Source organism: Pseudomonas moorei, from assembly GCF_008801475.1.
Lineage (GTDB): Bacteria > Pseudomonadota > Gammaproteobacteria > Pseudomonadales > Pseudomonadaceae > Aquipseudomonas > Aquipseudomonas moorei.
Window position 1 is genome coordinate 1 of record NZ_VZPP01000032.1, and the last position, 12,104, is coordinate 12,104.

Here is a 12,104-nt window from a genome sequence, read left to right on the forward strand (position 1 = left end):
TTTCATTAAATGATTAATCTGGGCGGCCACGACCCGTTCAGATATCAATAGAACCGTATGGCATATCCCTCGAAGTCCAAGTCGAATCATTTTACATTGACTCGGGTTTCGAGGGATTTTCTATTGAGTTTTTCAATTATTTCGTATTTTTCTTGATGCTCACCAGGAAACTAATCACCGTTAAAACACAGCGTCCCTTGTTTGGGTGACAGCGCAAGCAACTCCTGCACAGTCAATGACCAACTGACCATTACGATTATCGAAATTGACAAACTACTGACCCAGTGTGTGCACGAATTCAATATGTGGAAGTTTGTGTAGGGCACGGCCAGCAGTTATCAAAATCACTACGTAGCGTCTACACATCTATCACCGCTCTGAGTGCGCCCCTTCTATCAGAAGAGCGCCCATAACTACGATATTCGAACTTTACTTAGCCAGCAGCCATCTCTAAGGATAACTCGATGTTCATGCGTAAACTGAAAATCGCGCCTCGATCCGCGATTTGTTTCGCCATTATTGCGCTTTTAGTAGTTGCTCTTGGTCTTTTTGCTATGGACAAAATGACCATGATTCGCGGTGCAGCTGTAGATGCAACTCAAAGGACGATGCCAAGCTATGAAGCGCTTGGGGTCATTAATGACCGGCTATTACGCATCCGGATTACCGCTTACCGTCTTTTTGTCCATCGTGATGGCCCGTCTCTGAAAGCAACTCATGCACGGCTATCCGATTTACATGTTCAGCTTAAGGATGCGCAAGAAAAATATGCCAGCCTTATTACTAATGAAAACGAGCGAGCGCAATATGAGCAGTTTTCGCGGTATGTAGGTGGTTTTATTGACCAAAATACCAAGCTTCTTGAACTCTCTAGAGCTGGCGCGATCGATGATATGCGGGTACTTCTTGGTGGAGGGTACAAGCAATATTCAGATGGATTAGCGGCAGAACTTGAAAAGCTTTTAAAATACAACCGAGAAAGTGCAGCCGAATTAGCGCACCAAGCTCAAGAAAATTATGACAGGGCAATTGTCGGTGTAGCTGGATTTGTCATCCTAGCGGCTATACTTACGTTTTTTTTGGCTATTATGCTTACGCGAAGCATTGTCTATCCATTAGCTACAGCTTCAATGTTCGCCTCTGTAGTAGCCAAAGGTGACTTGACCAAAAAAGTCGATGCTACCGGCTCAGATGAACCAGCAGTACTACTGAATTCGTTGAATATCATGCAGGATAATTTACGTTCTACTGTGATGCTCATTGCTGACTCATCGAACCAACTAGCCTCAGCCGCCGAGGAGTTAAGTCTTGTCACGGAAGAAGCGAATCGCGGTTTAAAGCAGCAAACTTTAGAAATAGAACAAGCCGCCACGGCCGTAAACGAGATGGCAATCGTGGTAGATGAGGTTGCTCGCAACGCAACTGGAACATCGGCTGCTTCAAGTATTTCGGACGAGCTCGCGCGAGACGGAAACAAACAGGTTGGTAACACTATTGCGTCAATCAATGAATTGGCTGACGAGGTCACCCATTCCATGGATGCGGTGGAAAGGTTATCGATTGAAGTCGCCGAAATCAGCAAAGTTTTAAATGTCATTCATGCTATCGCTGCGCAGACCAATCTGCTTGCGCTAAATGCTGCCATTGAGGCCGCAAGAGCTGGCGAAGCAGGAAGAGGTTTTGCAGTAGTTGCGGATGAAGTACGAGCGTTGGCGCAACGTACTCAGGAATCGACTGGTGAGATCGGCGTCATAGTTACATCAATTATGCACAGCACCGACGAAGCGATGACCCTCATGCGTGGTAGTAACGATCGCGCTAAACACACGATCAATATCGCCAGCGCTGCAGGCAAGGCACTTCTGGATATAACCTCAGCTATATCAAACATATCAGAGCGCAATCTGGTGATCGCTAGTGCTGCAGAGGAACAGGCCCAGGCTTCAAGGGAAGTCGATCAGAATCTCATAGCAATTCGTGATTTGGCGATACAGACATCTGCGGGCGGAAATCAAACTAGCGCTGCAAGCCATGAGCTTTCACGATTAGCGGTAAGCCTCAACGTCCTTGTAAATGAGTTTAAGATTTGAGGTCCTTTTTCGGTAAATACGTCTGACATTACTCATCACTTGTTACAGAAGTGGCTTTCGTTGGACGTCGGTTTCGATGTGGATAATTGATCCCGGAATACCACGTATCAATCGATTCCTTTAGGTCGAGCCATAAGCAGTGTGCAGCCCGATGGTTGATTCGAGAATTTGTAGGCAATGGATGGAAGTTTGTTTGCAATTGATGGTAGAAGATCCTCATGATATTGAGGAGTTGTCTCTCCAGCTAGAAGTCTTCCAAGGATAAAAATATGTTTGAACTGGATCACGAGCTTGCGCAAAAAATTGTTGATCGAGCTTTAGCCATCCTCCCATGCAACGTGAACGTCATGGACAGTCAGGGATTGATCTTGGGCAGTGGAGAGACCGAACGGATTAATACTCGTCATGAAGGCGCCCAATTGGTTCTGGCCAATCAGCGGGTAGTCGAAATCGATGAGCATTCCGCTCTCTCACTCAAAGGCGTTCAGCCGGGTATTAATGTGCCACTCATGCATGATGAGCGGTTGATTGGCGTGTTGGGACTCACCGGTGATCCGCAAGCGTTGCGAACTTATGCGGAGTTGCTTCGCATGACAGCTGAGATGCTCGTATCGCAGCGGCATCGCGAAGGGGAGCGTCAATGGCGTGAACAGCGCACTGACGACTTGTTGGGATTGTTGTTGAGCAATACAGGAAATTCACAACGTCTGCTGGAAGAGGCCGAGCAATTGGGTCTCAAACCTTACCTCACACGCACACCGGTTTTAATTGAATTGAGTTCAGAGTTGGACGTGACGGCGGTCTGTGAATGGCTGTTCGCGCGAGTCTCGGACAGTTGGTGTTTGTGCCTCTCCACTCATACCCTCTTATGGTGCTATCCCTCTCAAAGCATGGTCGACCCAAGTAAATTTCTTCAAAAAATTGAGAAACAAGGTTGGCCGATCCTACGGATGGCTGTGGGTGTCCCCGCGCAAGGCATTGAGCCGTTACGTAACGTTTGCAGGCGCGTGACTGCGCTTGCAGGCTATGGACGAGCAGTCAAGCAAGGCGAGAAGTACTTGCTATTGACGCGTTATCGGCTGCCAACAATGTTATGGACTCATCGTGAAGACGATGCTGTTGGGGAACTGCTGGCCATCATCGATAAAGTGCAGAGCAAAGACAATAATGGTCAGTTAATACAGACTCTACGAAGCTGGTGTGAACATAGCGGTCAAATTCAAAGTTGTGCGGAAGCACTTGGCGTACACCGTAACAGTCTTCGTTATCGTATGGATCGTATCGCTGAAATCACTGGCATGGACCTCAATAAGCTGGAAGACGTAATCGAGCTATACTTTGGGATTCAATTGCTGCCCCATTTTGTCACCTGCTTATGCGAGTGAACAAAAACCTGTGAACACAGTTGTGCCTCAGGCCGGAGCCTAAGCCATCAGCTGATGTCAGCATCAGACATCACTTATCGCCGGAGAGCGCATATGAAAATCGTCATTGCTCCTGATTCATTCAAGGACAGCCTAGGTGCCGAGGGCGTTGCTCAAGCAATTGCGCAAGGGCTGGCCGAGGTGCTGCCCAACGCCGAGCTTGTTCAATGCCCGATGGCCGACGGTGGCGAGGGTACAGTGAATGCGATATTGGCGGTAATGAGCGGGGAACGGCGACAAGCCATTGTCGATGGGCCTTTAGGAGATGAGGTTACCGCTCACTGGGGGTGGTTAGCTCAATCGCGTACAGCAATCATTGAAATGGCCGAAGCGAGCGGTTTACAGCTAATTCCGTTAGAACGTCGAGATGCCTGTCTCAGCTCATCCTACGGAACTGGACAACTAATACTTCAGGCTTTGGATGCCGGGGCTGAAAAAATCATTCTGACCATCGGCGGTAGTGCAACGAATGATGGTGGCGCCGGCATGCTCAATGCTTTGGGAGTACGCTTTTATGATGCCAGCGCCCGTGAATTGAAACCGGGTGGTCTAGCGCTTCGTGACCTGGACACTATCGATCTGGGTGGCATGGACCCGCGTTTGCAATCCATTTACTTTGAAGTCGCGGCCGATGTCGACAACCCGTTATGCGGTGCGCACGGTGCTTCATACACTTTCGGTCGTCAAAAAGGCGCAAGCGTCGAACAGATCGAAATGTTGGATAACGCTTTGGCGCGCTTTGCGGACTGCAGCGCCTCTTTCCTCGAGCAAGATGTCCGAAATGTTCCAGGTGTCGGTGCCGCCGGAGGCATGGGTTTTGCCGCGAAAGCGTTTCTTGAAGCAGGTTTTCGACCAGGTGTCGAAGTGGTAGCTGAATTGGTCGGCCTTGCCGAAAAAATCGAAGGTGCAGATCTGGTAATCACCGGTGAGGGGCGTTGCGATGTACAAACGCTGCGGGGTAAAACACCTGTCGGGGTTGCTCGCATCGCCCGTGAAAAAGGGGTACCCGTGGTGATCCTTGCTGGAACGTTGGGTGAAGGCTACGAGGTATTATATGAACACGGGATCGACGCAGCGTTCGCATTGGTGTCAGGTCCCATGAGCCTCGCTGATGCTTGTCTGCAAGCACCTCGGCTATTGAGAGAAAGAGCGCGAGATATCGCCCGCCTCTGGAGCCTTTGACATAAGTTTGCCTATTTTTCCTCAACACTATCGATGCGCTTGAAGCGCTCGATTAGGAAGTCGATCAGGCTGCGCACCCGTGCCGATAAATGCAGTTGTTGCGGGTACACCGCATACACGTCGGCGCGGGTAGGTGTCTCATTTTCAAGCAACAAGCGCAGACGACCACTACGCACGTAGCGGGCGATGTCCCATTCCGCGCGCAGTAATATGCCGTAGCCTTCCAATGCCCAGTTCAGTGCTACCTCACCATCATTGCAACCCAATGCTCCGCGCACTTTGATATTTTCTGTGCGCCCACCACTATTGAAACTCCAGACGCCATGCGGCGTTTCGTTTTGCCGAAGGAAGATGCAATTGTGTTGCTGCAAATCCGCCAAACGTTGAGGCACACCATGCTTTTCAAGGTACAGCGGAGAAGCACATAACAGCCGGCGATTGGACGCGATCTTGCGGGCATGAAGCGTTGCATCCGGCAGGGTGCCGAAACGAATTCCCAGATCAAAGCCGTGTGTCGCCAAGTCCAAGGGGTGATCACTGATTTCCAGTTGGATTTCCACCTCCGGATATTGGGAGTAGAAGGCAGCTAGCGCGGGGCCGATGTGCCGGCGGCCGAAGCCCAGCGACGCATTGACTCGAATCAAGCCTTTGGGGGTTGCCCGGCTGCTGCTAATCAGCTGCTCGACCTCATTAATTTGCGTCAGGATACGGGCGGCATGAGAGAAATACAGCTCTCCTTCTGAAGTCAGACTCATTGAGCGCGTGGTGCGGTTGACCAGGCGGATTCCCAGTCGTGCTTCCAGCGCAGTCAGGCGTTTGCTCACTGCCGGTGGTGTCACGCCCAGTTCCCGGGCGGTCGCTGCCAAGCTGCCCTGGTTGGCTAAAAGGTAAAAGAACGACAAATCCAGTGTTTGGCTCATTCGTGACTCATAGTTATCTATGAAGTGATTCTGGGTAGCTTACTCCTCTTAATTCACTACATATACTCCAATCACACCCTATTTGGGCAGCCTAGTCCGATGGGGACAACAACAATGTGACGAGAGTGGAGTTTTCACGATGCGCGCATACAAAATTGCTGCGGTTCCAGGTGATGGCATTGGCGTTGAAGTGATCGCCGCTGGTGTCGAGGTGCTGCAGGCCCTGTCGAAAAAATCCGGCTTCGAACTGAATTTCAAACACTTCGACTGGAACTCCGATAACTACCTGAAAAACGGCTACTACATCCCTGAAGGCGGCCTGGAAGAACTGAAAACCTTCGATGCCATCTTCTTTGGCGCCGTCGGTGCGCTCAATGTACCCGATCACATTTCTCTCTGGGGTTTGCGCCTGCCGATCTGCCAAGGCTTCGACCAGTACGCGAATGTGCGTCCGGCTCGCGTCTTACCTGGAGTGAAAAGCCCGCTGCACAATGGTGACCAAATCGACTGGGTGGTGGTGCGGGAAAACTCCGAAGGCGAATACTCCGGCAATGGCGGTCGCGTGCACCGGGGCCTGCCGGAAGAAGTTGCCACCGAGGTCTCGGTATTCACTCGTGCCGGAGTCGAACGCATTCACCGCTTTGCTTTCGAACTGGCGCAGAGCCGTCCGCGCAAGCACCTGACCATGGTCACCAAGTCCAACGCCCAGCGTCATGGCATGGTGTTGTGGGACGAGATCTTCTACGAAGTCGCCAAGGATTTTCCGGACGTCAAAATCGACAAGGAACTGGTCGACGCGGTGACCACGCGCATGGTGCTCAAGCCGTCAACGCTGGACGTGATCGTCGCCACCAACCTGCACGCTGACATCCTGTCAGACTTGGCCGCTGCCTTGTCCGGCAGCCTGGGCATTGCACCAACCGCCAACCTCAACCCATCGCGCAAATTTCCTTCGATGTTCGAACCAATCCACGGCTCGGCCTTCGACATCACCGGCAAAGGTGTCGCCAACCCGATCGCGACATTCTGGACGGCGGCCATGATGCTTGAACACCTCGGCGAACCCGTCGCGGCCAAGCAGTTGATGTCGGCCATTGAAGTCGTGACTGAAAGCGGCTTGCATACCCCAGATCTGGGCGGTACCGCCACTACCCGACAGATCACGGATGGAGTCATCGCCTTGATCAACCGCTGATATTGTCCACCGATAAAGAGTCGTGCTGCGGTACAACGTCGAGGGGCGGATCACTGGGTCCGGCTCCTTGGCATTTCCTGACAACAATAAAAATCAGGGCCCTGTCATGAAAAGAATATTTGGCAAACTCTACGTACAAGTGCTCATCGCCGTGATTCTCGGCGTCATCGTCGGGGTCTTGGTTCCCGAAACTGGAGCCGCGCTCAAGCCCTTGGGCGACGCGTTCATCAAACTGATCAAGATGCTCCTGGCCCCGGTGATCTTCCTGACTGTGGTCACGGGCATTGCCAAGATGGAGAACATGAAGGAGCTGGGGCGCGTCGGGTTTCGCGCATTGATTTATTTCGAGGTGGTTTCCACCCTGGCTTTGGTGGTCGGCCTGGTGGTGGTCGATGTCTTCAAACCGGGCGCCGGTATGAACATTGACGTCGCCACCCTCGATACTTCAAGCCTTGCCACCTATACCACCGCAGTCAAGCACGTATCGTTCATGGACTTCATCATGAACATCATCCCTGACACCCTAGTTGACGCCTTTGCCAAGGGCAATGTCCTGCAAATCCTGCTGTTTTCGATCCTGCTCGGTGTAGCGCTGGCCCATGTCGGGCCACGTGGAAAATTGTTCGTCGATACGCTCGATAGCCTGATGCAGGGCATGTTCCGCATCGTCAACATGGTCATGCGCCTGGCACCCATCGGTGCATTCGGCGCCATCGCGTTCACCATCGGCAAGTACGGATTCGGCTCGCTGTTCTCCCTTGGCAAACTGATGGCCTGCGTCTACCTGACCTGCGCGGTGTTCGTGACCTTTGTCCTGGGGTCGATCTGCCGCTACAGCGGTTTCAGCCTGTGGAAGTTTCTGAAGTTCATCAAGGAAGAATTGTTCACCGTGCTCGGCACCAGCTCTTCGGAATCGGTGTTGCCGCAGATGATCGCCAAGATGGAAAAGGCCGGTGTTTCCAAGCCCGTGGCCGGGATGATCATTCCCTCGGGTTTGACCTTCAACCCGGACGGCCAGGCGATTTACTACACCATCGCCGCGATCTTCATCGCCCAGGCCACTAACACGCCACTGACCCTGACCGATCAGTTGATCGTGCTAGCGGTGCTGATGTTCACCTCCAAAGGCTCGGCGGGTGTCACCGGCTCAGGCTTCATTATTCTGGCGGCCACGCTCTCGTCCCTCGGCACCATTCCGGTGGCGGGCATGGTGTTGCTGCTGGGGGTCGACCGATTCATGTCGGAAGCACGGGCGATCACCAACACCATCGGCAATGGCGTGGGCACCATGGCCATCGCCAAATGGGTCGGTGCGCTGGACACCGTGAAAATGCACAAGGCCCTGAATGGCGAGGTCGAAGAAGAAGACAAGTCTGAAACGGTGCAGTCCACAGCGGACAGTGCCCCGATAATAGTGGCGACGAGCAGCTCAAAGTTCAGTCATAAAAAGACGTCTCAACCGTAAGATAAATGGCGCTAAACACTGGGGGTGTTTAGCGCCCATCTTGATCAAATTGAGAAGGTTGTTCAGGTGAGATTGATGAGTGAGCGGCTCCCTCACGTCGATTTACTGGCATTTCCTACAACGATTCGGTCACAACGCGGATGTTTGTCACATTGTTGATCTACCGACCTAGGGTCATTGCTTTTAGGCGGTGTTGTGCCGCATCTTCATGCCCTTCATCACGGTTATCGCGTCATCAATCAGATGCAGCACGTAACCGCTGGCTGACTGTTCGACACTGTCCTGGGAATGGTTTGGTCTATGGGCTGATCCTCGACATCTCAGTTTGACCCATGGCCCATCAGCCCAATGCTGCTACGTCCCAAGCGACCAAAAATCTCATTGAACTGTTGCCGCTGACCGAAAACTGCCCCAGTAAAGGCTATCCGCTGACTGCTTATGGCCGACTCTGTTGAAAAAGTCGGTTTCCTGAAATGGCCAGAAAACTGATTGATGAGAGCTTCTTTTTAGCACGCTGCTTGGTGAAATATGAATTCGGTAACCTCTGCCGTTAGTAGAACAGACTTTCCGAAATTTATCGGTTGGTTGATCTCGCAAAATTTAGTACTTCCATGGCGATAGTCACGACGGACTTTATTCTTCAATACGAAAGGAATAACCCAGGCAGCAAGCAAAGTAAGAAAGCTCAGCGCGAAAGCCCATTTCATGGTTTGTTTATGGTGGTCGCTGAACTTCAGAACTGCTAAACCACCAAAGTGGATAGGCCTAGGCCATGAGTGGGCTCAGAACGTTGACAAGTTGTCCCCATCAGTTATGGCCCGCCCAATTTCAGCGTGCGTAATACCATCGACGGCAGAAACCCAGTGATGCGTTCACCCGGATCAGTCCTTTAGGCGTCGCGCAGCTACTGACCAACAGCTCCATCGTGTCGACCTGGGTAAGAGTGCTCGTGCTCGGGATGAGGCATCCGGTTTAGAAGCCTGCCTCCCAGCCTCGGCAAGAGCGAAGCAAAGCGTTTACAGATGACCGATGGCATCAGACCAAGCTTCCTGGCGATGGCGCGATGATGGCATCCGGGCTGCCCTGTTAATTGGCAGATGAAAAAAAATTCACGTCCAGAGTTCTTCATTCATAACTCAAAATTAATTGTCTCTTTATTTTGGGTTAACCATCCATTTCTGTTCACTACATATACTTCAGCCGGTTCTGCGCGAACAGTTTTTATGTGCGCGCAGGCCTCACATACCGTGAACAATTGTCCGGGTCACGAACAATAATGATCGTGGGCCTGGTTTTTTTCCTGAAAACTATAAAAATCAGGACTGAGAATGAAACGTGTACTAGGTAAGCTTTATGTACAGGTGCTAGTCGCCGTTGTACTTGGTATCGTCGTCGGCGTTGTATTTCCGGCGACAGGGGAGGCCTTGGCACCCTTAGGTGATGGCTTCATCAAGTTGATAAAAATGCTACTTGCGCCGGTAATTTTCCTGACGGTAGTTAGTGGTATCGCCAGCATGGAAAACATGAAGGAACTGGGGCGCGTCGGTGCCCGTGCACTGGTTTACTTCGAGGTACTGTCGACCCTGGCCCTGGTCATCGGATTGGTGGTCGTCGATGTCCTCAAGCCCGGCGTGGGCATGAACATAGATCCCAAGGCCCTGGATACGACGAGCATTGCCGTCTACACCTCGGCGCCGCATCACCACTCGATGCTGGACTTCCTACTCGGCATCATTCCCGATTCCATCGTCGACGCGTTTGCCAAAGGCAACGTCCTACAGATCCTGTTGTTTTCGGTCCTGTTAGGCATTGCCCTGGCCAACGCCGGCCCCAGGGCCAAGCCCTTCATCGATGTCATGGATAGCCTCATGCGTGGCATGTTCAACATCGTCAACATGGTGATGCGGCTGGCGCCCCTCGGCGCCTTCGGGGCCATGGCTTTCACCGTCGGCAAGTACGGCTTCGGGACTATGTTCTCCTTGGGCAAACTAATGGGATGTGTGTACCTGACTTGCCTTCTGTTCGTGGCTTGTGTGTTGGGGCCCATCTGCCGTTATTGCGGCTTCAGCCTGTGGAAACTACTGCGTTATATGAAGGACGAGCTGCTGACCGTGCTGGGGACTAGTTCGTCGGAATCGGTCGTACCGCAGATGATTAGCAAGATGGAGCGTGCCGGTTGCTCCAAGTCAGTGGCGGGGATGATGATTCCTGCCGGGCTGAGCTTCAACCCGGACGGCCAAGCTATTTACTATACCATCGCCGCGATCTTCATCGCTCAAGCCACTAATACTCCGCTGACCCTGACCGATCAATTGATCGTGCTGGCAGTACTGATGTTTACCTCCAAAGGCTCGGCGGGCGTCAGCGGTTCGGGCTTCATTATCCTCGCCGCCACTCTGGCGTCATTAGGCACTATTCCGGTGTCGGGTATGGTGCTGCTGTTGGGCGTAGACCGGTTCATGTCCGGGGCCAGGGCACTGACCAACACTATTGGCAACGGTGTCGGTACCCTAGTGATTGCCAAATGGGTAGGGGCGCTGGATCACAAGAAGTTGCAGAGGGTGCTGGCGGGTGATGAATCGCCGCCGAGTGTAGTGCCAATGCCGGTCAACACTCATCATTCTCAACACTGTTCCGAGGATGAGGGTAAGGTCGCTAAACGCGGCTGACCTGTCAGATCCTGGCCGTTGACTACATAGGTCGACGGCCAGATTGCTTTTCTTCGTTATTCCGACACGTTCATATAGTCGCGAGCCCAGTCTACATAGGTCTCGGCGCCTGCGTAGTGTGCCGCCAGACGTGTCGCGTCAAGATGCTCCTTCACGCCCAAACCCCGCTGCTCGCGCAGGCGCTCATAGGTTGCCTTGATCGCCGCAAAATACGGCGCGTGGCCGTCGACCACAATGCGTACGCCCAACTCTGCCAACAAATGATCGTCGGATAGAGCCGGATTTCCATAGGTCACCAGCATCAGTGGTACGCAAACGTTTTCTGCAATGGCATGCAGAAGCTCACCGTCCTTCACACCTACCAGACAAATGGCATCGGCTCCCGCGTCTTCATAGGCGCGCACGCGCGCGACTACATCGGCCAGCGGCTGCATACCGGCATGGGTGCGAGCGATGATCGCCAGCGACGGATCCTGCCGCGCGCGCAGGGCGGCGCGCAGCTTGCCCATTCCTTCCTCAATGCTGATCAGATCAGAGGGGTTGCAGTTGTACCGGACAGGCAGCGCGGTATCCTCAAGGGTTAGTGCAGCAACCCCTGCGCGCTCCAGTTCGACCACGGTACGCATGGTATTCAGGGCGTTGCCATAACCGTGATCAGCATCGGCAATTACAGGCAGGCGTGCCACACGGCCGATGCGCGTAACCTGTTCAGCGAACTCGCTAAGGGTGATCAGGGTTATATCTGGGGCACCTAATACTTGCAGTGAGGCGACCGAGCCGCCGAGGATGCCAACCTCGAAACCCAGGTCGGCAGCCATGCGTGCCGACAACGGATCGAAGACCGAGGCTGTATGGTGGCAAGAGGAGCCGGCAAGCAAGGCATGAAAAGCGTTTCGCAATTCGTGGTGACTGGCATTATGCATGATGGTGTCTGACTTTGTGGTGGAGGGGTTGCAGCCCAGGTGTTGCGTGTGTTGGCCACGAGGCGCAGGGCACTCGACGAGCACTCCTGGGGCTGTGTTGGAAAAGGGGGGGCTGTCCGGTGGCCGGGCGGCGATGCGATGCCAGCGCTGCGTGGGCGCTGGCATCGCAGGGTGTCGCGGCAGGGAGGGCAGGTTTATGCGGGAAAGCTGCCACCCCACCGGATCATTTAATGAAG

General features: G+C 53.0%; 8 protein-coding genes and 1 pseudogene. 7 read left to right on the forward strand and 2 right to left on the reverse strand.

Annotation, left to right across the window (positions count from 1 at the left end):
* Positions 1-470: 470 nt before the first annotated feature.
* The 4 genes and pseudogenes from F7R06_RS31650 to F7R06_RS30430 form a co-directional block, all read left to right on the forward strand.
* Positions 471-1,232 (forward strand): annotated as a pseudogene (locus F7R06_RS31650) (MCP four helix bundle domain-containing protein); the annotation flags it as partial.
* Positions 1,233-1,253: 21 nt separating this feature from the next.
* Positions 1,254-2,090 carry a methyl-accepting chemotaxis protein gene (locus F7R06_RS31655; protein ID WP_425530747.1) on the forward strand — a complete coding sequence of 279 codons (837 nt, stop codon included), beginning with the start codon at positions 1,254-1,256 and terminating at the stop codon, positions 2,088-2,090.
* A 269-nt stretch (positions 2,091-2,359) separates the two neighbouring features.
* Positions 2,360-3,475 (forward strand): sugar diacid recognition domain-containing protein, encoded by a 1,116-nt coding sequence (locus F7R06_RS30425; RefSeq protein WP_090325624.1) that lies wholly within the window; start codon positions 2,360-2,362, stop codon positions 3,473-3,475.
* A 93-nt stretch (positions 3,476-3,568) separates the two neighbouring features.
* Positions 3,569-4,696, forward strand: coding sequence for a glycerate kinase (locus tag F7R06_RS30430; RefSeq protein ID WP_090325623.1), 1,128 nt, complete (start codon positions 3,569-3,571; stop codon positions 4,694-4,696).
* Between the two features lie 11 nt (positions 4,697-4,707).
* Here F7R06_RS30430 and F7R06_RS30435 read toward each other — a convergent pair whose 3' ends face one another.
* Positions 4,708-5,616: a LysR family transcriptional regulator gene (locus F7R06_RS30435; RefSeq protein ID WP_090325621.1), complete on the reverse strand. Its 909-nt coding sequence runs from the start codon at positions 5,614-5,616 to the stop codon at positions 4,708-4,710.
* 139 nt (positions 5,617-5,755) lie between these two features.
* Between F7R06_RS30435 and F7R06_RS30440 the strand changes: the two genes are divergently transcribed.
* The 3 genes from F7R06_RS30440 to F7R06_RS30455 all read left to right on the forward strand — a co-directional run bounded on the left by F7R06_RS30440 (position 5,756) and on the right by F7R06_RS30455 (position 10,945).
* Positions 5,756-6,811, forward strand: a complete 1,056-nt coding sequence (locus F7R06_RS30440) for a tartrate dehydrogenase (protein ID WP_090325619.1) — start codon at positions 5,756-5,758, stop codon at positions 6,809-6,811.
* A gap of 106 nt (positions 6,812-6,917) precedes the next feature.
* Positions 6,918-8,276 carry a dicarboxylate/amino acid:cation symporter gene (locus F7R06_RS30445; protein ID WP_090325617.1) on the forward strand — a complete coding sequence of 453 codons (1,359 nt, stop codon included), beginning with the start codon at positions 6,918-6,920 and terminating at the stop codon, positions 8,274-8,276.
* A gap of 1,328 nt (positions 8,277-9,604) precedes the next feature.
* Positions 9,605-10,945, forward strand: coding sequence for a dicarboxylate/amino acid:cation symporter (locus tag F7R06_RS30455; protein WP_090325615.1), 1,341 nt, complete (start codon positions 9,605-9,607; stop codon positions 10,943-10,945).
* 56 nt (positions 10,946-11,001) lie between these two features.
* Here F7R06_RS30455 and F7R06_RS30460 read toward each other — a convergent pair whose 3' ends face one another.
* Positions 11,002-11,868, reverse strand: coding sequence for an isocitrate lyase/PEP mutase family protein (locus tag F7R06_RS30460; protein ID WP_090325613.1), 867 nt, complete (start codon positions 11,866-11,868; stop codon positions 11,002-11,004).
* Positions 11,869-12,104 lie beyond the last annotated feature (236 nt).

Coding starts and splice junctions, on each gene's coding strand:
- F7R06_RS31655 (WP_425530747.1), top strand. CDS start 1,254: ATGCTCATTGCTGACTCATCGAACCAACTAGCCTCAGCCGCCGAGGAG.
- F7R06_RS30425 (WP_090325624.1), top strand. CDS start 2,360: ATGTTTGAACTGGATCACGAGCTTGCGCAAAAAATTGTTGATCGAGCT.
- F7R06_RS30430 (WP_090325623.1), top strand. CDS start 3,569: ATGAAAATCGTCATTGCTCCTGATTCATTCAAGGACAGCCTAGGTGCC.
- F7R06_RS30435 (WP_090325621.1), bottom strand. CDS start 5,616: ATGAGCCAAACACTGGATTTGTCGTTCTTTTACCTTTTAGCCAACCAG.
- F7R06_RS30440 (WP_090325619.1), top strand. CDS start 5,756: ATGCGCGCATACAAAATTGCTGCGGTTCCAGGTGATGGCATTGGCGTT.
- F7R06_RS30445 (WP_090325617.1), top strand. CDS start 6,918: ATGAAAAGAATATTTGGCAAACTCTACGTACAAGTGCTCATCGCCGTG.
- F7R06_RS30455 (WP_090325615.1), top strand. CDS start 9,605: ATGAAACGTGTACTAGGTAAGCTTTATGTACAGGTGCTAGTCGCCGTT.
- F7R06_RS30460 (WP_090325613.1), bottom strand. CDS start 11,868: ATGCATAATGCCAGTCACCACGAATTGCGAAACGCTTTTCATGCCTTG.